This is a genomic window from Methylocystis sp. Se48 (assembly GCF_056269425.1).
The window spans coordinates 1,704,462-1,729,867 of sequence record NZ_CM149850.1 but is presented as its reverse complement, the minus strand read 5'-3'; the positions used below and the strand labels follow the sequence as shown (position 1 = coordinate 1,729,867).

The 25,406-nt window shown below is 65.5% G+C and carries 28 protein-coding genes; 10 read left to right on the top strand and 18 right to left on the bottom strand.

Translation table 11 applies throughout. From position 1 onward, the window contains the following. Positions 1–13: 13 nt before the first annotated feature. Positions 14–1,009, bottom strand: a complete 996-nt coding sequence (locus ACV959_RS08465) for a lysylphosphatidylglycerol synthase transmembrane domain-containing protein (protein WP_475739438.1) — start codon at positions 1,007–1,009, stop codon at positions 14–16. Between the two features lie 147 nt (positions 1,010–1,156). Between ACV959_RS08465 and ACV959_RS08460 the strand changes: the two genes are divergently transcribed. Beyond that, a complete protein-coding gene (locus ACV959_RS08460) occupies positions 1,157–1,723 on the top strand; it encodes a Yip1 family protein (RefSeq protein ID WP_475739437.1) in 567 nt (188 codons plus the stop codon). Positions 1,724–1,776: 53 nt separating this feature from the next. Here ACV959_RS08460 and ACV959_RS08455 read toward each other — a convergent pair whose 3' ends face one another. The 6 genes from ACV959_RS08455 to ACV959_RS08430 all read right to left on the bottom strand — a co-directional run bounded on the left by ACV959_RS08455 (position 1,777) and on the right by ACV959_RS08430 (position 5,366). Beyond that, positions 1,777–2,250 carry a molybdenum cofactor biosynthesis protein MoaE gene (locus ACV959_RS08455; RefSeq protein WP_475739436.1) on the bottom strand — a complete coding sequence of 158 codons (474 nt, stop codon included), beginning with the start codon at positions 2,248–2,250 and terminating at the stop codon, positions 1,777–1,779. Beyond that, positions 2,250–2,501, bottom strand: coding sequence for a molybdopterin converting factor subunit 1 (gene moaD, locus ACV959_RS08450; RefSeq protein WP_475739435.1), 252 nt, complete (start codon positions 2,499–2,501; stop codon positions 2,250–2,252). Before moaD ends, ACV959_RS08455 begins: the two co-directional genes overlap by 1 nt. 13 nt (positions 2,502–2,514) lie before the next feature. Next, complete coding sequence (gene pgsA, locus ACV959_RS08445; protein WP_475739434.1) at positions 2,515–3,123, bottom strand: CDP-diacylglycerol--glycerol-3-phosphate 3-phosphatidyltransferase; 609 nt, start codon at positions 3,121–3,123, stop codon at positions 2,515–2,517. Positions 3,124–3,333: 210 nt separating this feature from the next. Then, positions 3,334–3,723 (bottom strand): DoxX family protein, encoded by a 390-nt coding sequence (locus ACV959_RS08440; RefSeq protein WP_475739433.1) that lies wholly within the window; start codon positions 3,721–3,723, stop codon positions 3,334–3,336. An 11-nt stretch (positions 3,724–3,734) separates the two neighbouring features. Continuing rightward, a complete protein-coding gene (locus ACV959_RS08435) occupies positions 3,735–4,331 on the bottom strand; it encodes a malonic semialdehyde reductase (protein ID WP_475739432.1) in 597 nt (198 codons plus the stop codon). Positions 4,332–4,355: 24 nt separating this feature from the next. Next, the gene (locus ACV959_RS08430; RefSeq protein ID WP_475739431.1) at positions 4,356–5,366 is read right to left on the bottom strand and encodes a tetratricopeptide repeat protein; all 1,011 of its coding nucleotides are present in this window, start codon (positions 5,364–5,366) and stop codon (positions 4,356–4,358) included. On the opposite strand from ACV959_RS08430, the gene ACV959_RS08425 reads away from it, so the two are divergent. The 3 genes from ACV959_RS08425 (at position 5,353) to ACV959_RS08415 (ending at position 9,757) form a co-directional block, all read left to right on the top strand. Continuing rightward, positions 5,353–5,613, top strand: a complete 261-nt coding sequence (locus ACV959_RS08425; protein WP_475739430.1) for an acyl carrier protein — start codon at positions 5,353–5,355, stop codon at positions 5,611–5,613. The genes ACV959_RS08430 and ACV959_RS08425 overlap by 14 nt on opposite strands. A gap of 250 nt (positions 5,614–5,863) precedes the next feature. Continuing rightward, positions 5,864–7,702, top strand: coding sequence for a dihydroxy-acid dehydratase (gene ilvD / locus ACV959_RS08420; RefSeq protein WP_475739429.1), 1,839 nt, complete (start codon positions 5,864–5,866; stop codon positions 7,700–7,702). A gap of 159 nt (positions 7,703–7,861) precedes the next feature. Further along, positions 7,862–9,757: a CHASE3 domain-containing protein gene (locus tag ACV959_RS08415; RefSeq protein ID WP_475739428.1), complete on the top strand. Its 1,896-nt coding sequence runs from the start codon at positions 7,862–7,864 to the stop codon at positions 9,755–9,757. A gap of 2 nt (positions 9,758–9,759) precedes the next feature. On the opposite strand, the gene ACV959_RS08410 is transcribed toward ACV959_RS08415, so the two are convergent. From ACV959_RS08410 to tsaD, 3 genes are read right to left on the bottom strand one after another with little or no spacing between them, the layout of a single operon-like run. After that, positions 9,760–10,749 (bottom strand): NAD(P)H-dependent glycerol-3-phosphate dehydrogenase, encoded by a 990-nt coding sequence (locus ACV959_RS08410; protein ID WP_475739427.1) that lies wholly within the window; start codon positions 10,747–10,749, stop codon positions 9,760–9,762. Further along, positions 10,746–11,294, bottom strand: a complete 549-nt coding sequence (locus ACV959_RS08405) for a phospholipase D-like domain-containing protein (protein ID WP_475739426.1) — start codon at positions 11,292–11,294, stop codon at positions 10,746–10,748. Before ACV959_RS08405 ends, ACV959_RS08410 begins: the two co-directional genes overlap by 4 nt. A 3-nt stretch (positions 11,295–11,297) precedes the next feature. Continuing rightward, a complete protein-coding gene (gene tsaD / locus ACV959_RS08400) occupies positions 11,298–12,359 on the bottom strand; it encodes a tRNA (adenosine(37)-N6)-threonylcarbamoyltransferase complex transferase subunit TsaD (protein ID WP_475739425.1) in 1,062 nt (353 codons plus the stop codon). 369 nt (positions 12,360–12,728) lie between these two features. On the opposite strand from tsaD, the gene ACV959_RS08395 reads away from it, so the two are divergent. Next, positions 12,729–13,379, top strand: coding sequence for an MT-A70 family methyltransferase (locus ACV959_RS08395; protein WP_475739424.1), 651 nt, complete (start codon positions 12,729–12,731; stop codon positions 13,377–13,379). A 34-nt stretch (positions 13,380–13,413) separates the two neighbouring features. Here the strand turns inward: ACV959_RS08395 and ACV959_RS08390 are convergent, their stop codons facing one another. Together ACV959_RS08390 and ACV959_RS08385 are read right to left on the bottom strand one after the other, a co-directional pair. Beyond that, entirely contained in the window at positions 13,414–14,796 is a 1,383-nt protein-coding gene (locus ACV959_RS08390) for a universal stress protein (protein ID WP_475739423.1), read from the bottom strand. Between the two features lie 149 nt (positions 14,797–14,945). Further along, positions 14,946–15,716 carry an SDR family oxidoreductase gene (locus ACV959_RS08385; RefSeq protein WP_475739422.1) on the bottom strand — a complete coding sequence of 257 codons (771 nt, stop codon included), beginning with the start codon at positions 15,714–15,716 and terminating at the stop codon, positions 14,946–14,948. 347 nt (positions 15,717–16,063) lie between these two features. Here ACV959_RS08385 and ACV959_RS08380 point away from each other — a divergent pair, with 347 nt between their 5' ends. After that, a complete protein-coding gene (locus ACV959_RS08380; protein WP_475739421.1) occupies positions 16,064–16,750 on the top strand; it encodes an outer membrane protein in 687 nt (228 codons plus the stop codon). A gap of 92 nt (positions 16,751–16,842) precedes the next feature. Then, positions 16,843–17,367, top strand: a complete 525-nt coding sequence (gene lysM / locus ACV959_RS08375) for a peptidoglycan-binding protein LysM (RefSeq protein ID WP_475739419.1) — start codon at positions 16,843–16,845, stop codon at positions 17,365–17,367. A gap of 60 nt (positions 17,368–17,427) precedes the next feature. On the opposite strand, the gene ACV959_RS08370 is transcribed toward lysM, so the two are convergent. Continuing rightward, positions 17,428–18,021: a glutathione S-transferase gene (locus ACV959_RS08370; RefSeq protein ID WP_475739418.1), complete on the bottom strand. Its 594-nt coding sequence runs from the start codon at positions 18,019–18,021 to the stop codon at positions 17,428–17,430. An 82-nt stretch (positions 18,022–18,103) separates the two neighbouring features. On the opposite strand from ACV959_RS08370, the gene ACV959_RS08365 reads away from it, so the two are divergent. Continuing rightward, positions 18,104–19,177 (top strand): alkene reductase, encoded by a 1,074-nt coding sequence (locus ACV959_RS08365; RefSeq protein ID WP_475739417.1) that lies wholly within the window; start codon positions 18,104–18,106, stop codon positions 19,175–19,177. A gap of 46 nt (positions 19,178–19,223) precedes the next feature. Here the strand turns inward: ACV959_RS08365 and ACV959_RS08360 are convergent, their stop codons facing one another. The 3 genes from ACV959_RS08360 to ACV959_RS08350 are packed head-to-tail and all read right to left on the bottom strand — an operon-like array spanning position 19,224 to position 21,318. Beyond that, a complete protein-coding gene (locus ACV959_RS08360) occupies positions 19,224–20,069 on the bottom strand; it encodes a 23S rRNA (adenine(2030)-N(6))-methyltransferase RlmJ (protein ID WP_475739416.1) in 846 nt (281 codons plus the stop codon). Beyond that, on the bottom strand, positions 20,066–20,827 hold the full coding sequence (locus tag ACV959_RS08355) for a ribonuclease T2 family protein (protein ID WP_475739415.1): 762 nt from the start codon (positions 20,825–20,827) through the stop codon (positions 20,066–20,068). Before ACV959_RS08355 ends, ACV959_RS08360 begins: the two co-directional genes overlap by 4 nt. Positions 20,828–20,856: 29 nt before the next feature. Then, entirely contained in the window at positions 20,857–21,318 is a 462-nt protein-coding gene (locus ACV959_RS08350; protein WP_475739414.1) for a hypothetical protein, read from the bottom strand. Between the two features lie 98 nt (positions 21,319–21,416). Between ACV959_RS08350 and ACV959_RS08345 the strand changes: the two genes are divergently transcribed. Both ACV959_RS08345 and ACV959_RS08340 read left to right on the top strand, forming a co-directional pair. After that, positions 21,417–22,739 (top strand): SGNH/GDSL hydrolase family protein, encoded by a 1,323-nt coding sequence (locus ACV959_RS08345; RefSeq protein WP_475739413.1) that lies wholly within the window; start codon positions 21,417–21,419, stop codon positions 22,737–22,739. A 144-nt stretch (positions 22,740–22,883) separates the two neighbouring features. Beyond that, complete coding sequence (locus ACV959_RS08340; RefSeq protein ID WP_475739412.1) at positions 22,884–23,567, top strand: L,D-transpeptidase; 684 nt, start codon at positions 22,884–22,886, stop codon at positions 23,565–23,567. Between the two features lie 61 nt (positions 23,568–23,628). On the opposite strand, the gene ACV959_RS08335 is transcribed toward ACV959_RS08340, so the two are convergent. Further along, positions 23,629–23,838 carry a hypothetical protein gene (locus ACV959_RS08335; RefSeq protein WP_475739410.1) on the bottom strand — a complete coding sequence of 70 codons (210 nt, stop codon included), beginning with the start codon at positions 23,836–23,838 and terminating at the stop codon, positions 23,629–23,631. Between the two features lie 7 nt (positions 23,839–23,845). After that, a complete protein-coding gene (locus ACV959_RS08330) occupies positions 23,846–25,264 on the bottom strand; it encodes a glutamate synthase subunit beta (RefSeq protein WP_475739409.1) in 1,419 nt (472 codons plus the stop codon). Positions 25,265–25,406 lie beyond the last annotated feature (142 nt).

The following is a 25,406-nucleotide window of genomic DNA, read 5'->3' as shown; positions in this document are numbered from 1 at the left end:
TGGGGCCGGCTATTTATTGGCTGGGCGGCGGACCCTCCGTCACGCTACTCACGCCACGAAGCTTCTCCAGCAGCTTGTTGCGCTCGAACAAGGCGACCACGACCAATGCGGCAAGCAGCGGAATGATAAGATAGAACAGCCGCCAGACCAGCAGCGCGGCCAAAACTTCAAGGCGCGGCACGTCCGGCATCAGATTGATGAAGAGAAGCTCGAAAATCCCGAGTCCGCCGGGCGCATGAGAAACGAGCGCCGCCGAGAAGGACAAGAGGAACGCCCCCAGGACAACGATAAAACCCGGGTTACCCATCTCTGGCAGCGCGAAATAGATGATCCCGGCCGCCCCGATAAGCTCGAGCGGCGCCGCGAAAAGCTGACGCACCATGATGTCCGGCCGCGGATAGAGGATCTCGAAGCGTCCGAACCGGAATGGCTTCAGATGCATCAGCGAGCCAGCAATGTAGAGCGCAACGAAACCGAGGCAGATGAGGCCGACCGTGCGCGCCGTGTGCGGATGTGTGAAGACATCCGGCAGGAAGCCGGACAGTCGCTGCATCATCGACGGATCATAGGTCAGCAGCAGGCCGCCGAGCACGATATTGCCGAAGGCGAAGGTGTAGGAGCACAGCACCACGAGCGCCGCGACCTGAGTCGCCGTCAGTCCCTTCGAGGAATAGGCGCGATAGCGCACCATTGCGCCGGAGAAGACGCTGGCCCCGATATTATGGGACAGGGCGTAGGTCGTGAATGAGCACATCGAGATGAAAATCCACGAAATGTGCTTCACGCCGAGATGCAGCAGGGCGATGCGGTCGTACCACGCGAGGGCCGCATAGGCGAGCAGGGTCGAGAGCCCGGCCAGAAGATAATCCGACGTCGGAATGGCCTTCAGATTGATCCAGACCTCAGTCCCGACGGATTCGCCCTGGAACTCGTGGTAGAGCAGGTAAAAGGAGCCGACGACCGCAGCGATGCCGACGACGGGCCAAAAAAATTCTGCCAGTTTTCTCATGCAGCCTATCGCGTTAGACTAGAAGGTCGGTTTCCGACGGCGGGGGCCGCACCTGGCCTGCGCACTCCCTCGCATGTAGGCAGGCCAAGGGCAAGCGCCAAGTGCCACGCCCCCGCCCCCGGTCCCGCCACGAAGCGGAAGGAAGTCATGGAGTCGCTGCTCTCGAGGGTCAAAGGCGTCATTTTCTCCCCCCAGAAGGAGTGGGAACTGATCGAATCGGAGGATGTCTCCACGCTCGATCTCTACCGCCGTTACATCGTCTTTCTTGCGGCGATTCCGCCTTTCGCGAGCTTTTTGGGAGCATGGCTTTTCGGAACGCGCGGTCTTCACCCGGCTTTCGCGCAAGGGCTTTTCCGCGCCGTCTTGCAATATGCGCTGAGCCTTCCGGCGCTGTTCATTGTCGCCTTCGTCATCTCGATGATCGCGCCCCATTTCGACGGCAAAAGCGATGACCGCCGGGCGTTGGCGCTGGCCGCCTATTCTTATACGCCCGCCTGGCTCTCCGCCGCCTTCGGGCTTATCCCGGGCCTGCGTTTTCTCGACGTTCTGGGATTTTATGGCGTTTACGTGTTTTCCCTCGGCCTCACGCGAATGATGCGCGTGCCGAAGGACAACCTCGACGTCTTCACGCTGGTCGCGCTATTCGTCACCATCGCGACGGGGGCTCTTCACGCCTGGGTCGTGTCGGCGATAGCGCCCGCACAGCTCATGTGAGGCTCCAGCCGCCATCACGACGCGCGTGGCGGCTGCCGGGCCCCATTCCGGCTTCAACGGCCGACCCCCTGCCGCCACCGCGCGGCGGCGGTTTCGTCCTCGCTCCTGGCCGCAACCCAGCCGCCGTCCGCGCCGTCGACCCGCCGTTCCTTTTTCCAGAACGGCGCACGTGTCTTGAGATAATCCATCATGAATTCCGCGGCCGCGAAAGCCTCGCCGCGATGCCGCGCCGCCGCGACGACGAGAACGATGCGTTGGCCCGGCCGTATGACGCCAAAACGATGAATAACGGTGAGACCGATGAGCGGCCAGCGGGACAAGGCGTCCGCGGCGACGCGGCCGATCTCGTCTTCGGCCATTCCGGGGTAATGCTCGAGCTCGAGCGCGGCCAGCGCGCCGTCTTCGTCGCGGCACAAGCCGGTGAAACACACCACGGCGCCAATATCCGTCCGGCCGCGCGTGAGAGCTTCCTCTTCGCTGGCGGCGTCGAAATCCCCGGATTGGACCCGAATCGTCGGCGTCGTCATCAGCCGCCCGTCATCGGCGGGAAGAACGCGATTTCCCGCGCGGCGGCAATGGATGCGTCGGGCGGCGCGTGCGTCTTGTCAATCGCCGCGCGAATGGTTCCGGGATTGGCGAAGGCGGCGGCGTAGCCATCGCCGCGCGACGCGAGCCAATCGACGAGCTGGCGAACGGTCTCGATCTCTGCAGGCGGAGCGATTTCCTCCTCCCCCACGCCGATCCGCTCCCGGACCCAGGCAAAATAAACGGCCTTCATCGCCTCCCCGAATTCATGACGCCTCGTCATCGCTGAAATGCGCAATCGCCGCCTGGAGATAATCCAGCCCCGTGTAGAGGGTGAGCACCGCCGCGATCCAGAGCAGCGCCGCGCCGATTTTTATCGTGCCGGGGAGAACCGCCTCCCCCGCCGGACCGGCGATGAAAAATCCCAAAGCGACGAGTTGCACCGTGGTTTTCCACTTCGCGATCGCCGACACCGGCAAACGCACCTTGAGCTCCGCGAGATATTCCCGCAGGCCGGAAACGAGGATTTCCCGGCACAGAATTATGATCGCCGCCCAGATTGTCCAGCCCGCGAGCGTTCTGTCCGCGACAACGGCGAGGAGCGTCGCGGCGACGAGCAGCTTGTCCGCGATCGGATCGAGCATCTGCCCGATTGGCGACTGCTGATGCCACACCCGCGCCAGATAGCCGTCGAAAAAGTCCGTGACCGCCGCGGCGATGTAAACGCCCAGCGCCGCCCAGCGCGCCCAATGCTCGGTGGAAGACAAAAGAAAACCGGCCACGACCGGCACCGCCACGCACCGCGCATAGGTGAGGAGATTGGGTAGCGCCAGCGCATGAGATCGACGCTTGGTCGTGACTGCCGTCTCGGTCATGAGTGAGAGGGAATAGGTGGCGGACCCAACTTGTCAATAGACGCCGCCGGCCGGGAGCCGCGACAAGCGGCGGCGCGGGCTGACGGCGCGACCCCGGCGGCGCGGCCTTTATCGAGAAAAAATATTTTTAATCAATATCCTACGTGACGACCCGCGCAAGCCGGCGCCGCTATCCGAAACTGGGGACTCAGGAACAAGCGCGCGACGGCCCTACGCCTTGTCGAGCGCGAACTTCCCCGGCCCGGCGACCGCGAAAAAGAGGAAAACGAAGGAATAGAGCGCCGCAAGCTCGCCCTTGTTGAGAATGGGCCAGAAAGACTCGAATCCGTGGAAGAGGAAATAGGCCACGGCCATTTCGCCGGAGAGCAGAAAAGCGGTGGGCCGGGTGAAGAGCCCGACGAGCATCAGCAAACCGCCCGCGAACTCCATCGCGCCGCCGACGCCGAGAAGCGACAGAAGCTTCAGATTGTCGAACATTGCGACATGAGGGTAACCGAAGAGCTTGGCCGTTCCATGCTGCATGAAGAGCAGCGCCGTCGCGATGCGCAGCAGGCCCTGCACATGGGGCAGATAACGGTCGGGAATGATCCGAAGGGGCATGGTCGCGGGCCTCAAACGATTCGGGCGATGTCCTCGAAGGCGAAACGCGGACCGCGCGGATAGAGCTTCGAGGCGTCGCCGTAACCGATGTTGATCAGGAAATTCGACTTGACATTGGTTCCCGCGAAAAACGCCGCGTCGACCTTCGCCTTGTCGAAGCCGCTCATCGGACCGGCGTCCAGGCCCACGGCGCGCAGGGCGAGGATGAAATAGCCGGCCTGCAACGAGCCGTTGCGGAAGGCCGTCTCGTGGATGAGCTCGTCGTTGCCGGCGAACCAGGAACGCGCATCGGCCGCCGGGTAGAGATGCGGCAGATGGTCGAGGAAATCGAGATCATAGGCGATGATCGCCGTGGCGGGAGCGGCCATGGTCTTGTCGAGATTTCCCTTCGACATGGCGGGCGCGAGTCGCGCCTTCGCTTCGGGCGACCGCACAAATACGATTCGCATTGGCGAGCAGTTGGCGCTAGTCGGGCCCCATTTGGCGTAATCGACCGCACGCGCCAGCAATTCGTCCGGCACTTCCTTGTCGAGCCAGCCGTTGTGAGTCCGAGCGGCGGTGAAGAGCTGCGCCATCGCCTCCGGCGAGAGCGGCTTCGCGTCGGTCATGGCTTTCTCCCTCCGGGTCGCCGGCTAAATGTCGCGCCCTTCCACCTCGATGCGCAAGCGCTCCTCGTTTTTGCGGAGCGCCTCGTTCCGCGGCGCAATGGCGAGCGCCTTGCGGTAAGCGTCGAGGGCGCGCTTCTTTTCCCCGGATTTTTCCGCGAGCGCCCCGAGCGTCTCCAGCGCGTCGAAACGTTTCGGCTCCAGCCGCGCCGCCGTTTCGAGATCCGCGAGCGCGCCGGCGACGTCGCCCTCCGCCGCCATGATTCGCGCGCGGCGGACGAAACCCTCGGGCCAATTCGGCGACAAGGCGACGATATAATCCAGCAAGGCTTTGGCGAGCGCCGGCGCGCCGGCCGCCTCCGCGGCGGCGGCGCGCGCGGCGAGCAGGTCGATCGTGTCCGAGCCCGATTGGCCCCAGCGCCGGAGGATCGCGGCCGCAGCGGCCTGAGCTTCCCGGTCGTCGTCGGCCTCGGCCAGCCGGGAGAAGAGCCGTTCGAGCTCGGCGGCCCGCCTCTCCTCGAGCGATCTGGGTGGCTCGGGCGCGGGACGCGCCGCCTTGGGCCCCAGCGGCCTGGGCGCGAGGCTGTCCAGCTGGTCGGGCGGCGGATTGCCCGGCCCGAAGCCGCGCACGCCGGGGGGGAGCGGAATTTTGCCGATGCCCGGAATGAACAGAAAGTTCCCGCCCTCATCCTCGCCGACGATCGGCGGCGCTTCCTCCTGCGCGACGGCCGCCCCCAAACTCATGGACAAAACGGTGAGGAACAGGCGCGCGATCTTCCGCATGGCGACAGTGTAGAGCAATCGCGGAGAGCCGCCAATGTCTCCGCTGGATTCATAGTACTTTTCGTTAACCCAATCCGCTGGGAAATTTGGTTCAAATTCCGAAAAATTCATTCTCGGTTCAGGGTCGGCGCGGCATTTAATTACTCGGTATTCACGATTGGCTGAAACGATCGCGACTATCGCTTCATACGCGGGACTGCGGCCCCGTTCGAGCCAGGCGCGGGCTTTTGGAGGTGACGTCATGAGAGAGACCATTCGCCGTCTTCTGCAAGAAAACGGCCGTTTGCACACCCCGGTCGAATCGCTGTCAGACAGCGCCGATCTCTACAAGGCGGGTCTGACCCCCTTCGCCGCGATTCGCACCATGCTCGCGATCGAAGAAGCGTTCGACGTCGAATTCCCGGTCAACATGCTGCGCCGCCAGAGCTTCGCCTCCATCGACGCCATCGCCGCCTGCCTCGACGAGATCAAACCAGCTTCCCTGGCCCGCCAGGCCGCCTGACACTCCAGAGCAACCCGGCTCTTCGCAAAGCCCGAAAGCGCGCGGCCCGGTTCCGGCCGCCCAGAGCTTTCGGGCTTGTGCGTTTCCACATGGCCGTCGAAACCGAACAGAATGAGTGAGCGCCGAGCAGCCGCATCGCTTTTTTCGATTTATGATGTAAATTCATAGTCGCCTTGCCCGCGGTTGCGGGGGCGCGCGGCCTGGGCTATCGCCTCGTCCAGCCAGCGCATCAGCAGGAAAGACGTCGCCCATGCCTCCCTATCGTTCACGCACCACCACCCACGGCCGCAACATGGCGGGCGCGCGCGGCCTTTGGCGCGCGACGGGCATGAAGGAAGAGGACTTCGGCAAGCCCATCATCGCCATCGCCAACAGCTTCACGCAATTCGTGCCCGGCCACGTGCACCTCAAGGATCTCGGGCAGCTGGTCGGGCGCGAGATCGAGAAGGCCGGCGGGGTGGCGAAGGAGTTCAACACCATCGCAGTCGACGACGGCATCGCCATGGGGCACGACGGGATGCTCTATTCCCTGCCCTCGCGCGAAGTGATCGCCGACAGCGTGGAGTATATGGTCAACGCCCATTGCGCCGACGCGATCGTCTGCATCTCCAACTGCGACAAGATTACGCCCGGCATGCTGATGGCGGCGCTGCGCCTCAATATCCCGGCGGTCTTCGTCTCCGGCGGCCCGATGGAGGCCGGCAAGGTCGTGCTCGCCGGCAAGGAGCATGCGCTCGACCTCGTCGATGCGATCATCGCCGGCGCGGACGACAAGGTGGCCGAGAGCGACGTGAAGGCGATCGAGCGCTCCGCCTGCCCCACCTGCGGCTCCTGCTCGGGGATGTTCACCGCGAACAGCATGAACTGCCTCACCGAGGCGCTGGGTCTCTCGCTGCCGGGCAACGGCACGACGCTCGCGACCCATGCCGACCGCAAGCGCCTCTTCGTCGAAGCGGGCCATCTCATCGTCGATCTCGCGCGCCGCTATTACGAGCAGGACGACGAAAGCGTGCTGCCGCGCTCGATCGCGAGCTTCAAGGCCTTCGAGAACGCCATCGCGCTCGACATCGCCATGGGCGGTTCGACCAACACCGTGCTGCATCTCCTCGCCGCCGCCTACGAAGCCGAGGTGAACTTCACCATGGCCGACATCGATCGCATGTCGCGCCGCGTGCCGGTGCTCTGCAAGGTCGCCCCTTCCGTGCCGGACGTGCATATGGAGGACGTGCATCGCGCGGGCGGCGTCATCGCCATTCTCGGCGAGCTGTTGCGGGCGGGCCTGCTGCACGGCGATCTGCCGACGGTCCACAGCGCCACCATGGCCGAGGCGATTTCGCGCTGGGATATCGGCGTGACGACGAGCGAGACGGCGAAGACCTTCTTCCGCGCGGCGCCCGGCGGCGTGCCGACCCAGGTCGCCTTCAGCCAGGATCGCCGCTACGACGCGCTCGACGCCGATCGCGAGAAGGGCGCGATCCGCGACGCGACGCACGCCTTCTCGAAGGATGGCGGCCTCGCCGTGCTCTTCGGCAATCTGGCGGAAGACGGCTGCATCGTGAAGACGGCGGGGGTCGACGAATCCATCCTGAAATTCTCTGGCCCTGCGCGCGTATTCGAGAGCCAGGACGCCGCGGTGGCCGGCATCCTCACGGGCGGGGTGAAGGAAGGCGACGTCGTCGTCATCCGCTACGAGGGCCCGCGTGGCGGGCCCGGGATGCAGGAGATGCTGTATCCGACGAGTTACCTGAAGTCGAAGGGGCTCGGGAAAGCCTGCGCGCTCATCACGGACGGGCGTTTCTCCGGCGGCACTTCCGGCCTCTCGATCGGCCATGTCTCGCCGGAGGCGGCCGAGGGCGGAACGATTGCGCTCGTGCAGGATGGCGACCGCATCGACATCGACATTCCGAGCCGGAAAATCTCGCTCGCGGTCGAGGAAACCGAACTTGCCGCGCGCCGCGCGGCGCAGGCGGCCAAGGGCTTCGCGCCCGCGAACCCTCGGCGACGGAAGGTGTCCACGGCGTTGCGCGCCTACGCCGCGATGACGACGAGCGCCGCGCGCGGCGCCGTGCGCGAGGTTCCGAAGGCGTAAAGCCGGAGCGCGAAACGCATTCAAGACGGGAGCGCCTCGGCCAAAGCCGGAGCGCTCCTTTTTTGTTTTGCGTCCGGAAAAGCTGGCGTCGACCGCAACCGCGCGTAAAATCGAAGCTTAAGACCTCCCCGAGGCTTTGGGATTCGCGGCGGACGGACCATGGCGGCAGTGAGAAAGTTTCTGTCCTTCGAGACGGTCAGCCTCGTGGCGGCCTTCGCGATTCTCGCCTCGGCGGGCATCGTCACCATGCGCACCGCCGAACACCGCCGCATCAGCGGCGCCAATCGCCGCCATACGCTCAGGGTCGAAAGCGCCCTTCATCGCCTCTATGGCGAGATCCGACGCGCCGAGAGCGACGAGCGCGGCTATCTGATTACCCGCGAGCCCGCTTATCTCGATCCACGCGGCGACCTCAGGGAGCGGCTCGAAAAGGATGTCGCGCAGATCACGGCTCTGGTCGCGGACAATCCGATACAGTCCGAGCGCGTCGAAAAGCTGCGCCCCATCCTGCAAGAGCGCGTCGAGCTGCTGCTGCGCAAGCTCGAGATCATGAACGCCGGGCGCTTCGACGAAGCTGTGGCGCTCCTGCGCGATGGCCGCGGAAAGGCGCTGATGGACCAGATCGACGCGCTCATCGCAGAGATGATTTCCGAAGAGGAGAAAATCTATCGGGAACGCGACGAACGGCTCACCGAAGCGACAGAATCCTTGCAGGCTGCGATCGGCGCGTTGATGTTCATCGGCGCGACCGTCGCGGTCTTCGTAATCGCGCTCGCTCAGAAGCAGATGAACGCGCTGACCGAGTCCAGAGATTCGCTTCGTCGCGCCTATAATCAGCTCATCGAGGAGACGACGCGGCGGGAATCGCTCGAGGCGCAATTGCGCCAGTCGCAGAAGCTCGAGACGCTCGGCCAGCTCACGGGCGGCATCGCCCACGACTTCAACAACATGCTCGCCGTCATCGTCGCGAGCCTCAACATCTTGCGGCGCAAGCTCGAACGCAAGGAGAGCGGCGTCGAGGAGCTGATCGATTCCGCGCTCGACGGCACGGAGCGCGCCGGCAATCTCGTCCATCGGCTTCTCGCCTTCGCGAGGATGCAACCGCTAAATCCCGAGCCCCTCGACGCCAATGAGTTCGTCTCGGGCATTTCAGAAATTCTCCAGCGCGCGCTCGGCGGGAACGTCCGGCTCGAGACGGCGCTCGCCACCGATCTGTGGCCCACGAAAGTCGACGCCAACGAACTGGAGAACGCCATCCTCAATCTCGCGGTGAATGCGCGGGACGCCATGCCCGACGGGGGCAGCCTGACGATCGAAACGTCCAACGTCCACATCGACGACGCCTATGCAGCGCAAAATCCGGACGCGCGCGCGGGCCACTATGTGATGGTGGCGGTCGCCGACACGGGACAGGGAATGCCGCCCGACGTCGCCGCCAAGGCTTTCGACCCCTTTTTCACGACCAAGCCGGTCGGCAAGGGAACAGGCCTCGGCCTCTCGCAAGTCCATGGCTTCGTCCGGCAGTCCGGCGGCCACGTCACGATTTCCTCGGAAGCGGGCCGAGGAACCCGCGTCACGCTCTATCTGCCGCGTCATGTGGACGGCGCAGACGCGCCCCAACCGGAGCCGGAGGCGAAGCTCGAGGATTTTCCGCGCGGGAAACCCGCTGAAATCATTCTGGTCGTTGAAGACGACGATTCCGCGCGCCGCGCGACCTCGCAAGGCGTCAGAGAGCTCGGCTATACGGTTCTGGAAGCGAACGACGGCAAGGAAGCGCTTCAGATCATCCGCAAGCGCGCCGACATCTCCCTGATGATCGCCGAAGCGGCGACGCCGGGTCTCGACGGCGGCCAGCTCGCGCGGGAAGCCGTCTTCCGGCGTCATGCGCTGCAATTGCTTTTCGTCACTGGCTCCTCGCCGGACGCCATTACGCGGGACGCCGTCTTCGACGCAAAGGTGAACGTTCTGACCAAGCCCTTCACCCTCGCCCAGCTCGCGAGGAAAATCCGCGAAACGCTCGACGGGCCGGCAAATCTCACCTTTGGAAGAACATAGGCTCACGCCTCCGCCTTCAGCGGCCGCATCAGCAGCGCGTCGATTGCGGCGTCGACGCTGAGACGCGACGAGAGGATGGCGTCGACGGCTTCGGCGATCGGCATTTCGACGCCCGCCGCCTGCGCCATTTCGACCAGCACCCGCGCCGTGAAGGCGCCTTCAGTCAACTTGCCGCCGGAAGCGTCCTTGACCGCGGCGCCCTGCCCCAACGCCTGACCGAAGGCAAAATTGCGCGATTGCGCCGAGCCGCAGGTGAGCACGAGATCGCCGAGACCCGAGAGGCCCATGAGCGTTTCGCTTTTCGCGCCGAGCGCGCGTCCAAGCCGCGTCAGTTCCGCGAAACTCCGGGCGATCAGCGCGGCCTGCGCGCTCGCGCCGAGCCGTCGTCCAAACGCCATCCCCGCGGCGATGGCGAAAACGTTTTTCGCCGACCCTCCAATTTCGACGCCGCGCATGTCCGTCGAGCGATAGAGACGGAACGTCTTGGTGGACGCCGCTTCGCAAATGCGCTGCGCCAGCGCCTCGTCTTCCGCCGCGACGGTGACTGCGGTGGGAAGCCCCTTGCAGACGTCGACCGCGAAACTCGGTCCTGACAGAATCGCCGGCCGCGCCTTCGGCAATTCGCTTGCGACGACCTCGCTCATGAACTTGCGCTTGTCGCGTTCGATGCCCTTGGCGCAGATCACAAAAGCGGCTCCGTCCGCGAGATGGGCGCGCGCCGCCCGCGCCGTCTCACGCATCGCCTGCGCCGGGACGACGGCGAGAACGATGGCCGCGTCGCGGATGCAGGCGAGTTGGCTCGTCGGCGCGACGGCGGAGGCGAGCGGGAGCCCGGGCAGATGACGCCTGTTCTCGCGCTCGCGGGCGAGCGCTTCGGCGTGAGCGGGATCGTGCGCCCAAAGCGCGACGCGCTCCCGTCCCTGCGCGGCGACATTGGCGAGCGCCGTGCCCCACGCCCCCGCGCCGAGAACTGCAATACTGTCGCGCATCATCTTGATCCGATCCGCTGATTGTCCGGACGCGCCCATAGTCTCTCGAAGTTGTCCCGAAAGCGCGCGGCCGCCTGCGGGCTGTCTATAACGACGAGATCGTTGTCCTGGTAGACGGCGCCCGAAACGGAAAAATTCGCTGAGCCCGTCCGCAGGACGCGCCCGTCGACCTGATAGGATTTCAGATGCATCAGATCGCGGGAACGACCCTTGCGCCGCACTTCCAAGTTTGGCGCGTCGGCGATTTGCGCCAACGGCGACCCGCGCCCGGTTTCCTCGCTGTCGAGATAGACGCGAACCTTGACCCCCCGCATGGCGGCGCGCCCCAGCGCCGTCGCCACCGCGCGGTCGGTGAGGACATAGGCCGCCATGTCGATCGAGCGGCGCGCACCGGCGAGAAGCCGCGCGTCCACCGTCTCGAATCCGTCGGCGGGACCGTAAAAGACCCGCACGCCGGCGAAAGTCGGCTCCTCGGAGAGCGGTTCCCCCGCCTGCGGCTGCGGCGCCAGCAGCAGCGTCGCCAGCGCCGCGACGAAGGTTCGGCGCACCGTTTACGCCTTGCCGTGATGCGCTCCGCTGGCGGAAGCGTCGAGCGGCCAGCGCGGCCGGGGCGCGAAGCCGAGGTCGTCCGTGAAGCCGCGCTTGAACCGCTCGAGCCCCGCCCAGGCGACGATGGCGCCATTGTCGGAGCACAGATGGCCGGGCGGCGAAACGAAGCGCAGGCCGCTCTCGGCGCACAGGCGCGTCAGCGCGCGACGGATCGCGCCATTGGCGCCGACGCCGCCGCCGATGACCAGCCCGCTCGGGCGCCCCTCGCCCTCGGTAAAGAGGCGGATGCCGCCGCGCACCCGATCCACCACGACGTCGACGATCGCGGCCTGGAAGGACGCTGCGAGATCTTGGACGTCTTTCTCGGTCGGCGTCCCGAGCTTGAGAATTTCGAGCCGCACCGCGGTCTTGAGGCCGGAAAGGGAGAAATCCGCCCCGCCCCGGCCGAGCATGGGCCGGGGAAAATCGAAGCGGTGAGGGTCGCCCCCAAGCGCCAGCTTTTCGATCTGCGGGCCGCCCGGGTAGCCGAGGCCGAGCATCTTGGCGACCTTGTCGAAGGCCTCGCCCGCGGCGTCGTCGATCGTCGAGCCGAGGCGGCGATAGTCGCCCACGCCCCGGACCGCAACGAGCTGCGTGTGCCCGCCCGAAATCAGCAGCGCCAGATAGGGAAAATCGAGGTGATCCGTCAGCCGCGCGGTCAGCGCGTGGGCTTCCAGATGATTGACGGCGATGAAGGGTTTGCCCGATGCGAGCGCCAGCCCCTTGGCCGCCGTCAGTCCCACCAGCACGCCGCCGATCAGTCCCGGTCCCGCCGAGGCGGCGACGGCGTCGATGTCGTCGAGTCCGACATTGGCGTTGGCGAGGGCGCGGACGATAAGCCGGTCGAGCACGTCGATATGCGCGCGCGCCGCGATCTCCGGCACCACGCCGCCATAGGCCGCGTGCTGCGCGATCTGGCTCAGCACTTCATTGGAGAGAATGTCGCCGCCATCCATCCCGAGGCGGTCCGAGACAACAGCCACGGCCGTCTCGTCGCAGGTGGTTTCGATGCCAAGCACGCGCATAGACGCTCCCTAGGCGCGAAACGCGCCTTTTAAACGGCCGCGCGCGGCGCGCCCGCCGCCGCGGATAACTGACCGCAACCGTTCGATGTTTACGCGATTATGGTTTGTGAAGGGTTTACGGAAGGGGACCGCTTGTTCGAGGCTCTCTCACGACCGTTGGACGGAGCGCCGTTTCGGGAAGTCCAGGCGCCTGAACACCCGACAACGCTCCGGCGGTTCTTCCCAAGCCAGACTTGCGGCGCTCAACTCCCCTGTGCATTCCAAAGCGCATGACAACGATCTGCGGTCATGGGTTGGCGGATGTCTTGGCTTATGAAGAACAACGGATCGGTCCCGGCGCAGAACGCGCCGCCGAAAAAGGTGATCCCAATGACAGCGCGTGAAAACCTCTCTAAATTTGCCGGGGCCTGCAAGTTCCGCACGATCCTCGCCGACCCACCTTGGCAATTCCAGAACAAGACGGGAAAGGTCGCGCCGGAGCACCGGCGCCTGAGTCGCTACGGCACGATGACGCTGGACGAGATCAAGGCGCTTCCAGTCGCCGAGATTTCGGCGGAGGCGGCGCATCTCTACATGTGGGTTCCAAACGCGCTGCTGCCGGAAGGACTCGACGTCCTTCGGGCGTGGGGCTTCCAATACAAATCCAACATCGTCTGGCACAAAGTCCGGAAGGACGGCGGCTCCGACGGACGCGGCGTCGGTTTTTATTTCCGCAACGTCACGGAACTCATCCTCTTCGGCGTCCGGGGAAAGAATGCGCGCACGCTTCAGGCCGGGCGAACGCAGGTGAATTATCTGGCCACCCGCAAGCGGGAGCATTCGCGCAAACCGGACGAACAATACGCCCTCATCGAGTCGTGCTCCCCGGGGCCGTATCTGGAGCTTTTCGCCCGCGGAGCCCGGACGGGCTGGGCGACCTGGGGCGATCAGGCGGATGACAGCTACCATCCCGACTGGCCGACCTATGCGAACCATTCGCGCGCGGCGCGCGTCATGAGGCCGGCCCCGGCCTCCGGATAGATATACGCGCCGCCGCCCCGCCGTCGGATCCCCTTCAAACCCACAAGGGCGCCCTGCGTTCCTGATAGCGCGCGATCCGGCAGACGTTGCGGGAAAGCGCCGAATTGATCCTGTTGGCCAGCGCATGAAGCCCGTTGCGCAATTGAGCCATGCTTTCGGGATCCACGAGAGCCCCGTCCCCCATATCGAGCGCGTCGATCTGTCTTTGGACAATATTTTCGAGTGAGATGACCAGGAGCGGCCCCAGCCACGCCTCGCCTTCTTTCGTGAAGGGAAGCGTCATGACGAGGTCCGTCGGCCGCGCGTCGATCTCCGGTTCGACGATTGTCGCGCCGAATTCGAACTGAAAGGCGTTTTCGCGCGAAAATGCGTCGCGCAAGGCCCGCACGATCGCCTCTCCCGTCGCTCCGGAAACGATCTGCGACAACGGATCAGCCTCGCCCGCGCTCCAATTGCTTGCGTCGAACCGGTCCGCCTGGAGCAGGCGAGCCGCAGCTGGACGGTCGCCGGAAAAGGCCAAGAGAGGCGGCTCGCGACCGTCGACGACGACAAGAACGTCGCGACGGGAGTCTATGAGAACACCATTCGCGACGCTGCCGAGCAGAAGCTCTTCCGTGACATGCGAACCGTGCTTGCCCAAAATGACGAGATCGCAGCCGAGCTTGTCCTCGTGATCGACGATTTCCCGCCGCGCGTCGCCGCGAACGACGAGAGGCGTGTAGTCCGACAACGACAGGCCCGCGCCGCTTGCGAGCTTATTCAGTTCGTCAGCGGCGCGCTCCTTGTATCTCGCGGCGATGAAGTCGCTGTCCGCGATATCCTCCATCGTCTCTTCGAACTCGGGCTCGTCGAAGACATGCATCAGCACAATGTGGGCGCCGGGGGCGGTCTGGCGCGCGAGCTCGATCGCGGTCCGCGACACGGGCGAGAAGTCGACCGCGACGAGAACGCGCTCATAGGCGCCCCTGGGCTTTTCCTTCACGACAAGGACCGGACGTCCGCCGCTGTCGTGAATGACCCGCGAGGTCGTTGACCCCAGCATGAGGCCCGACAGGAAGCTGCCGCCATTGGCGCCGAGCACGATCAGATCTGCGCAAAGGGATTGCGCGCAAGCCGAAATTGCTTTCGCGGCGGGCCCAGTCTCGACATGAACTTCGGCGCTGACGTCGCCGGCGAGACCGCCGCCCGCCCCCATTTCCGCCAGCTGCGCCCGCGCTTTGTCGGCCAGTTTCGTCGAAATTGTCTCGGCCTTGTCGCCGAGGAACTCCCGCAGGGCGCCGGTCACCCCCCGTCCGATGGCGTGCATCACGTCAAAGCGCGCGCCGGCCGCCTTTGCGATCAGCGCGCCGCGCTCAAGGGCCGGCGCCGAATTGGAGGAAAGATCGGTCGCCGCCAGAATAGTGTTGAGGCCCGTCATCGGTCGTGTTTCGCCTTTCCCGCGCTCGCGTTTTCTCAAGGCCGCCGGCCGCGCCGCCAAACCTTCCATCGAACGGAAAATAGAGCATTCCCGCCGTTCTGCGACCCTCTTCGGCGGATGCCCCCGCGCGCCCGGCGGGCGCGCCGTGATCAGTCCGCGACGTCCGGCGTGCGCCAGGCCAGATGCTGGCCGCTGTCGACGGCGATCATCTGTCCTGTCACGCTTTTCGCCTTGCTGAGAAAAACGACGGCGTCCACCACGCCCGAAACGTCGGCGGCATGACCAAGCGGCACGCCCCTCGCCTCGATCTCGAACTCCCGATCCCCCAGCGCCTCGTTGGGAAACACAGGGCCCGGCCCGACGGCGTTGACCCTGATTCTGGGCGCATAAGCCTGCGCCATGGTGCGGGTCGCGGTCCAGAGCGCCGACTTCGACAGCGTGTAGCTGAAATAGCGCGGCGTCAGGCGCCAGACGCGCTGGTCGATGATGTTGACGATCGCGCCCTCCCGCTCCGCGGGCGCTTGCGCCGCGAAGTCGCGGGACAGGAGCAGAGGGGCGCGCAGGTTGATGGCCATCTGCCGTTCGTAGCGTTCGAGCGGGAAGCCCTGCGCCTCGTCCACCTCGAAAACGGAGGCGTTGTTGACGAGAAGCGTCAGCGGCCCGAAGGCGCGCGCGGCGTTCTCGATCAGTCGCTGCGTCGCCTCGGCGTCGGCGAGATCGGCGACCGCGACCGCCGCCTGTCCCCCCTGCCGGCGTATCGCCTCCGCCGCCAATTCCGCCTCCTCCGCGGAGCGCCGCGACGAATGCAGCACGACGGGCCGGCCTTCGCGGGCGAGACGTCCAGCGATCGCAAGGCCGATGCGGCGGGCCGCGCCTGTCACCAATGCGGGTCCGTGGTGTCGCTCGATTGCCTCGGTCATGGTCGCTCCGCCTCGCTACATGGGGCGACTTCCCACGCCGGACAGGCGCGGTCAACGCCTCTCGTTGACGGAACATTAGCCAATCTGGACACGATTTTAGCTGGTTTTTACAGACTAACTTAACGATTTTGGCAAGCAGACACGCGAGCCATCTCTGACAGTCAAAGTTCTGACAAACTCAATACGTGAACCAATGCTTCGCATGGGCATCCAAGGATTGCCCGTGCAAGATTTCGTTAAGCTGAACGAATTCATTTGACCTCGTCGAAGCGCGGAAAGGCCGTCCGATCTGGGCCCGCCGCGCCGTTGCGCCGCCACCCTCGCATGGCGGCCGAGGGAGTTAAAAAATGAATGCGAAACGCATCCTTCTCGCCGCTCCTTTGCTCCTTGCGGCGACGGCCGCAGGGGCGGCCGATCTGCCGCGTCGCTCGGGTCCGCCGCAAGCGGTGGACTATGCGCCGCCGCGGGCGTTCGCCTGGGGCGGCTTTTATGCCGGCGTTCAAGGCGGTTATGGATTCAGCGCTTTCCAGGACGGCGGCGGCGCGCTCGTCGGCAGCCCGAGCGGAGGCCTCATCGGCGTCACCGGCGGCTACAATTACATGGTCACGCCGCAATTCCTCGTCGGCGGTGAAGTGGACTTCGCGTTTTCCGGCGTTGGCGACACGCAGACGCCCTTCTTCGGCGCAGTCGCCCGGGGCGAGGCGGACGACGTATTGACCGTGCGCGGACGCGCGGGCTACGCCTTTATCGACCGCGCGCTGGTCTATGGCACGGCGGGCTTCGCGGCGAGCAAGAACACGATCGGCTTCAACACGCTCTTCCCCCTGCCCTTTTCCGGCTATCAATCGAGCTTCGAACCCGGCTGGGCGCTCGGCGCAGGTCTCGAATACCTGGTCACGCAAAACCTCTCGGCAAAAGCCGAGTATTTGTTCACCTCGACCGGTTCGGGCCGTTACTTCGACGTCTCGCCCTATGCGCTGGAATCAGGGGTGAACATGTCGTCGATCAAGGGCGGGCTGAATTTCCATTTCTAAGCGGCGTGACCAAAGTCCCTGTCACCGCCATCGAACCGGCCTATTATAGAAAAGCGGCGCAGTGGGGCGTCTTCTCGAGGAGGCATTCTCAAATGGGCATATTCGACTTCTTCACCCGCAAGGGAAAAGCGGCGCCGGCGCCGGCCGGCGCAACCGACACGTCGGCCGCGCCGGCTGACGCGCTGATGAAGGAACTCGCCAGCCACGGCTTCGACACGTCAGGCGTCGACATCGAGGTCGACGGCGGCAAGGTGACGCTCAACGGCGCAGTCAACTCGCGCGCCGAGATGGAGAAGATCATCCTCATTGTCGGCAACACCAAGGGGGTCGCGCAAGTCGAGAACAATCTCATCGCGCCGGATCACGATCCCGCGCAACCGTCGGGCCTCTACATCGTCGAGGAAGGCGACACGCTCTGGAAGATCGCGGAAGCGCATTACGGGGCGGGACAGGGCGCGCGCTACACTGAGATTTTCGAGGCCAACAGGCCAATGCTGAAGGACCCCGACAAGATTTATCCCGGCCAGCGGCTGCGCATTCCGGGCGCGACGGGCGCGGCTCTGGCCAGCGCCAGCGGCTGGGCTCCGCCGGCGGAAATTGCGGGCAAGGCGGGCTGACAGGCGTCCGTCCCCGCGCGCGACGCTCCGGAGGCCTTCCCTCGCCTCCGGAGCGTGTCGTCAGGGCTTCGTCGCGTCGAAGGGCGGAACTTTGGCGGCAAAATCCGCGAGCCAGGCGACGAGCTTCGGATGCGTCGCCCGCCACGCGCCCTCGAAGCGCAAATCGAGATAGCCCAGCGCGCAGGCGACGGCGATCTGACCGATGTCGACGGGACCCGACGGCGGCGACGCTTCGAGCGCGGCGAGCGCGCGATCGATCTTGCCCTGCTGGAGCGCGATCGTGTCGGCGTGGCGCAGGGCCTCGGGCCGCGAAGCGACCTCGTAGCGGATCAGCAGCGCCGCGTCGTTGATCCCGTCGCCCAGCGCTTGCAGGCGAAGCGCGTCGAAACGGCGCGCGGGATCGGCGGGGATCAGCTTCCCGCCCCCGTGCCAGTCGAGATAATCGGCGATCACGCGGCTATCGTAGAGCGCGGCGCCGCTCTCCAGAACGAGCGTCGGGATCTTGCCCAGCGGGTTCTGGCCGCGCAGCGTGTCGTTCGGATCGGCCGTATTCGCCGCGACGATCTCGATCCGGTCCGAAAGCCCGAGGAGATCCGCGGCGATGCGAATCTTGCGCGCATAGGGAGAGGCGGCGGAATAGCGAAGGATCATCATGCGGGGGCTTCTTTCTGTTGCGTCGCTTCTAGTATGACAGCGGGAGCGCGGCGCCAATCAGGCCGCTATCGAAGGAGCATCCATGGCGCATGACGCCCTTTTCTCGCCGCTGAAGCTCGGCGCGCTCACCCTGACGAACCGCATTCTGATGGCGCCGCTGACCCGCTGCCGCGCCGAAGACGGCCATGTGCCCGGCCCGCTGATGGCGCAATATTACGCTCAGCGCGCCTCCGCGGGTCTCATCATCGCGGAAGCAACCATGGCCATGGCGGGCAATTCGGCTTTCTGGCGAGAACCGGGCGTGTATTCGCCCGCGCAGGTCAAGGGCTGGAAGCGCGTGACCGACGCCGTGCACGCCGCAGGCGGCCACATCGCGCTGCAAATCTGGCACGGCGGGCGCGCCTGCCATCCGCTGCTCAACGACGGCGCCGCGCCCGTCGCGCCCTCCGCCATTCCCATCACGGACGATGAAGCGCGCACCCCGCAAGGCAAGCAGCCTTATGTGACGCCGCGCGAATTGCGCGACGACGAGATCCCGGCGATCGTCGCGGGCTTCGCGCAGGCCGCGCGAAATGCAAAGGCCGCGGGATTCGACATGGTCGAAGTGCATGGCGCGAACGGCTATCTTCTCGACGAATTCCTGCGCGACGGCGCCAACAAGCGCAGTGGTTCCTATGGCGGACCAATCGAAAACCGCGCGCGGTTGACCTTCGAGGTTCTGGGGGCGGTCATCGGCGTCTGGGGCGCGGACCGCGTCGGCCTGCGCCTCTCCCCGCTCAACAGCTATAACAGCATGAGCGACAGCGATCCGGTCGGTCTCATCTCATTCATGGCCAAAGAGCTGAACCGCTTCGGCCTCGCCTATCTTCACGTGATGCGCGGCGACTTCTTCCAGCAGCAGACGGGCGACGTGATGACGCCCGCGCGCGCGCAGTTCAAGGGCTCGCTGATTGGCAATATGGGCTACGACGCCGACGAGGCCGACGCCGCGATCCGCGACGGCAAGCTCGACGCCGTGGCTTTTGGCGCCGCCTTCCTCGCCAACCCGGATCTGCCCGCGCGCATAAGGGCCGGAGCGCCGCTCAACGCGCCGAACCCCGCGACTTTCTACACGCCGGGGCCCGAGGGCTACACGGATTATCCGGCGATGCGATGAGAGAGCGGATCGCGACGAATCAGAACGGACGCGGCGCGCGCAGCGGCTACTCCCCCGTCAGCCATGCCGCCTCGAACCCCGCCCCCTCGCCTTGAGCCAGACGCGGGACGAGGAAAGTCATGATCTTGCGCGCCTCCTCCTCGAAAACGAAGGGCGGATTGACGACGACGAGCCCCGTGCGCCGCAGGCCTTCGCCGCCGCTCGCAACCGCGAGCGAGAGCCGTAGCGCGCGTTTGACGCTCTCTCTTTTGAAACGGTCGAGGAACTTACGCTCCGCGGAAGCGTCTTTCGACGGATGCCATAAGGCGTAAATTCCGGTCGGCCATTTGCGCCAGGCGGCGAAAAAGGCCGCGAACATCGCGTCGAATTCGTCCGTTCGTTCAAACGGCGGGTCGATCAGAACGAGCCCGCGGCGTTCTTTCGGCGGAACATAGGCGCCGAGTCCCGTATAGCCGTCGATGTGGATCGTCTTCACCCGCGCGTCGCGGCCGAAGCGGTAGCGCAGGGCGTCGAAAGCGTCGGGACGCAATTCGCAGAAAATGGCGCGATCCTGCGCGCGCATGAGCCGTGCGGCGATTAACGGCGAGCCGGGATAGAGGGCGGGCCGCCCATCGGCGCCGAGCGGCCCGACGATGTCGAGATAAGGCGCGAGCAGGTCGCGCGTCGCCTCGTCCGCTCCCGAAATGTCGGCGAGGCGGCCGACGCCGCCTTCCCACTCCCCCGTGCGTTCGGCCTCGTCGGCGGCGAGGTCATAGGCGCCCTCGCCCGCATGGGTGTCGATCACGCGGAAGGGCGCGTCCTTGCGCGTTAGATAAATGAGCAGTCGCGCGAGCAGCGCATGTTTGAAAACGTCGGCGAAATTGCCGGCGTGGAACCCGTGGCGATAATTCACAACGGCGCCGGCACGGTGATCTCGCGCGCGCGGCAGCCGCGCCGGACAACTTCCGGACAGGCGCGGAACTCGCGCAAATCCTTTGACATGCAGATCCGCACTTCCTCGAAGACGTTGCGCCGGCAGGACACGGCCATCATGCCGGGCCGCAGGCGCGGATTGGCGTCGTAAAAGGCGCGTTCGATGTCGATGGGCGTGAAGGTCTGTTCGCGCGTCGGCTTGGCGAAGAGCGGCGGAATCGTCACCGCCGCGCGGGCGCGGACGACGTCGCCGAAGTAGTCGCTCGGGCTCTTGCCGCTGCATGTGCCGTGTTTTCGCCACTCGTAGCGCGCGAGCCGCTCGTCGGGGAAGAGTCCGTTCGCGCGCTCGAGCGCGATGCGCGAGGGGCTGCGCGGGCCGGAACAGTCGCTCGGAAAGCCGTTCTCGTACTGCGGCCAGAGGCCGTGGACGACAAAGCCCAGCCCCTTCCCCGGCTCGCACTGGTCATGCGCGCCGCCGACGCCGTCGCAGAAGCCCGGCGACCAGCTCAGGGCGAGCACGTAGAAATCGAAATCTCCCGAGGACGCGCCACCGCGAAATCCGCCGCCTTGCTTGCTTTCCGTCGCAGACTCCGTCCGCGGCGGCTGGCGATCGGCGCAGCGGTCGAGAATGCAGTCGTCATCCCCGGCGCGCGCGGCCGAAACGAAGGCGGCGACGAGAAACAGCGCGCAGATCAGAAGCGGACTCGGCGCCCGCAAACGGAAAGAAGAAGCCGACATCCTGTCCCCGTGGCCGGAAAAGGCCGCGATCAAGGTCCGGCCGCGCGGCAATTCGGACTGAAGGCGTGGCTGGGGTCAAGCCCCTCGACGCACCAGGTCACACCCGGACCAGACCCGATGAAGCCAAGCCCCTCGCCGACATTGTAGACGACACGGCGGCGCTTGCCGTCGGAAAACCATGCGTCGGCGCGGCAATAGCGCCGCGGAATGAACGTGTGGCCGTTGGCGCGATAGCCGGTCTCCGCAGGCGCTTCGAACGCGGCGATTTGCAGGTCCGAGTTCCAGAATTCCGCCTCGCGGCGCTGGAAATAAAATCGGATGTCCGAGAGGACGCCCGGATCGTCGCAGGACGGCACGTAGCCCCAGTAGGGCGAATAACGATTTTCGGCCGGCGGATCGTGTTCGCGCATCGATCCCGCCGTCGCGCCGTCCACGATCGCCACGGAAACAAACAGGGCCGCCCACACGCGCCCGACGGCACAGATTCGCATATGCGCTCCTCCTTCGCATCGACGCCGATTGGCCCCGAGTCTCGCGCCGACGTCAAGGCGATTTGCGAAAGCCGGCGCGTCGCCGCTATATTAAATTCATGGGCGCCCCCCTCACCCGCCGCTCCCCTCTCCTGCGCCGTGCGCTCGCCGCCCTGATTCTCGCCGTCGGCGCGCTGATCGCCTCCGCGCCGGAGACAGCCGCACAGGACATTTTCTCCGACTTCTTCGGCGGCCTCTTCGGCGGCCCGCAGAAACGCGCCCAACCGTCGCGCCCGCCGGATCAACCTCGCGTGCGGCGGATGATGCCGCATCAGGAGAATCGCCCCCCGACATATTGGCGCAGCGGAGAGGCGTCGCGGCCCGCAAAACGGGCCGCAAGACGCCCGGAGGCGCCATCCGGCGCCTCCCCGGCGGAGCAGCCGGAAGTCGCGGCGACCTATTTCGTCGCCGTCATGGGGGACACGCTCGGCGTTCTGCTGGCGAACGGCCTCGAGGAAATCTTCGCCGACCGTCCCGAAATCGGCGTGGTGCGGCGGTCCAGGGAAAGCTCCGGCCTCGTGCGCAACGATTACTACGACTGGCCCAAGGCCGCGCGGGAAATCGCAAACGGTCCGCAGAAAATCGACGTGGCCGTGATGATGATCGGCAGTAATGATCGTCAGGCGTTGCGTGAGGGCGGAAAGAACGAGGAGCCCCTCTCGCCGCGCTGGCGCGAAATCTACGCCTCGCGGGTGGACGCCGTGCTCGCCCCCTTCCGCGAGAAAAGGATACCGGTCGTGTGGGTCGGCCTGCCGGTGATGAAAAGCGAGAGCTTTTCCGCCGACATGGCCAAGCTCAACGATATTTTCCGCGAGCGCGTGACGCAGGGCGGAGACGCGTATGTCGATCTCTGGGAAGCGCTGGCCGACGAACGCGGCCAATACAGCGCCTTCGGCCCGGACATCAACGGCCAGATCGTGAAGCTTCGAACGGCGGACGGCGTGCATTTCACGGACGCGGGCGCGCTCAGCGTCGCTCATTTCGTCGCCAACGAGGTGAAAAAGCTCTATGAGGCGCACGGCCATCCGGCTCCGGAGGCGACGCCATCGGGGACCGCCGCTGGAGCGCAACATCCCGCTTCGGATCAGGCCGCCGCGCCCACAACCCCTAGGCCCGAGGCCGCCCCGCTCGTATTCCGGTCGCCCGTGCGGCCGCCGTCTTCCGAGGCGCCTGCCCTGCCCGAGCGCCCGGATGTCGGACCTGTGCAATCGCTGAACGGGGTCTCCGACGGTTCGGGCGCCGCGGAACTCGCCCGGCGTGCGCCCGCCTCCGCAGCGCCCGCCGCGCAAGCGCTCGCGCGGCATGTCTTCGTCGAGGGCGGCGACCAGCCGATCCGGCCCAATCGCGCCGACGATTATTCCTGGAAACCCGCTGCGCCGTGACCCCGGTTTCGCGCCGCTTAAGCGCAGGCGCGGCCTTGATCGCAAAAAATTTCTTCTCCATTCACGATCGTGCGCGCGCGCACGGAACGATTTGCCCGGCTCACGCATTGTCCCGCGCAGAGGATTTGAGGGGAGCCGCACAACATGTCCCGCGTCGCGTCATCGCATCCCGTTTCGAAAACCACTCGCCTCCTGTCTGTCGCGGCCTTTGCGCTTCTGGCGGGCTTCAGCGCCGCCGCGCAGGCGGAAGACAGCGGCTTCATGGCGCTCTTCGAGGAGGCGACGCCCGCCGACCCGCAGGACTACAACGCCTATTACGGCGGCGGCCAGCAGGCGTCCTACGATCAGGACGAGACCCGCCTGCAGCGCGACTATCCGACCGCGACGCGCGAAATCGTTTCCGACCCGACGAACGAGCGGCCCGGCACGATCACCGTCGACACCGAGAACCGCTATCTTTACCTCTCCATGCCGAATGGTCAGGCGATGCGTTACGGCATCGGCGTCGGGCGCGAAGGCTTCACCTGGAAGGGGCGCGTCCATATCGGCCGCAAGGAGACCTGGCCGAACTGGACGCCCCCGAAAGAAATGCTAAAGCGCCGGCCCGACCTGCCGCGCCATATGGCGGGCGGCGAAGATAACCCGCTCGGCGCGCGCGCCATGTATCTCTACTCGGGCGGCAAGGACACGATGTTCCGCATCCACGGCTCCAACGAGCCCTGGACGATCGGACAGGCGGTCTCCTCCGGCTGCATTCGCATGACGAACGACGACGTTTCGGATCTGTTTAATCGCGTGCGGGTCGGCACGACGGTGGTGGTTCTCTGATTCCTCTCACGGCGAAATAAAAAAGCCCCGGACGAACCGGGGCTTTTTTGTGGGCCGCGCGCTATTCGAGATTGCAGCTGAAGACGAAATTGGTCAGCGCCGAGAAAGTGACCTGGATGACGATCCAGACCCCGATCAGGATCCACGCCAGTTTCTTCTGCTCGCGACCGTAGAGAAACGCGCCGGCCAGCGGCAGAAGCAGGAAGAAGAACTGCCATGGCTGCGAGACGAAGGTGTCGCAGTACCAAAGGTTCAATTTCTCGTCGACCATTGTTTCCTCACCTTGGCAGATTTGTTTCGCCCATCAGGTGAAGGTCGACCGCATGGGCGCATTGGCGTCCCTCGCGAATGGCCCACACGACGAGCGATTGTCCGCGCCGCATGTCTCCGCACGCGAACACCTTTTCGTGCGACGATTTGTAGGCGCGCGTATCCGCCGCGACATTGCCGCGGTTGTCGAGATCGACGCCGAGTTGTTCCAGCAGGCCCTCGCGCACGGGCGAAACGAACCCCATGGCGAGCAGCACAAGATCCGCCTTCAGCGTGAACGAACTGTCCGGGACTTCCTGCATCTTGCCGTCAACGCGCACACAGCGCAGGCCCTTCACCACGCCGCCCTCGCCGACGAACTCCTTCGTGAGGACGGAGAACTCGCGCTTTGCGCCTTCCTCGTGCGACGAAGAGGTGCGCAGCTTCAACGGCCAGTCCGGCCAGGTGAGCAGCTTGTTTTCCTTCTCCGGCGGCTGCGGCATGATTTCGAGCTGCGTCACGGACAGCGCGCCGTGGCGCACGGAAGTGCCGATGCAATCCGAGCCCGTGTCGCCGCCGCCGATGACGACGACATGCTTGCCGGTCGCGAAGATCGGTTCGTTGGTCGTGAGCGGCTCGCCGGAAACACGGCGGTTCTGCTGCGGCAGAAAGTCCATGGCGAAATGGATGCCCCGCAACTCGCGGCCGGGGATCGGCAGGTCGCGCGGATGCTCGGCGCCGCCGGCGAGGATCACGGCGTCGTGACCCGCGACGAGTTCCTTTACGCCCAGATCGACGCCGACATTCACGTTGTAATGGAAAACCACCCCCTCTGCCTCCATCTGCCCGATGCGGCGGTCGATCAGGTGCTTCTCCATCTTGAAGTCGGGAATGCCGTAGCGCAGCAGCCCGCCGGCCTTGGCGTGCTTCTCGTAGACATGCACATCGTGCCCCGCGCGCGCGAGCTGCTGCGCGGCGGCGAGGCCCGCCGGACCGGAGCCGACGACGGCGACGCGGCGGCCCGTCTTGCGCTTCGGCGGCTCGGGCGCGACCCAACCCTGCTCGAAGCCGCGATCGATGATCGCGCATTCGATCGTCTTGATGGTGACCGGCTGATCCTGAAGGTTCAGCGTGCAGGACGCCTCGCAGGGCGCGGGACAGATGCGGCCGGTGAACTCGGGGAAGTTGTTGGTCGAATGGAGATTGGCGAGCGCGCGGCGCCACTCGCCATGATAAACGAGATCGTTCCAGTCCGGGATCTGGTTATTGACCGGGCATCCGTTGTGACAGAACGGAATGCCGCAGTCCATGCAGCGCGACGCCTGGCTTTTGGTTGCCTCTTCCGTGAGTGGAATAACGAATTCGTCGTAATGACGGATGCGATCCGCGGCCGGCTTGTATTTGCGGTCCTGACGGTCGATTTCGAGAAAGCCCGTGACCTTGCCCATATCGCTTCCCAACCTTTCGCATCGGGCTCCAGCCGTGAGCGGGGTTCATTTTGCCTCCGCCTCGCCGCCGGAAACAAAGGCGAATTCCGCCAGTCTGCCGACAGCCGCCGCCACCGCGTGATTTCGAAAAAGTTCTAAACGC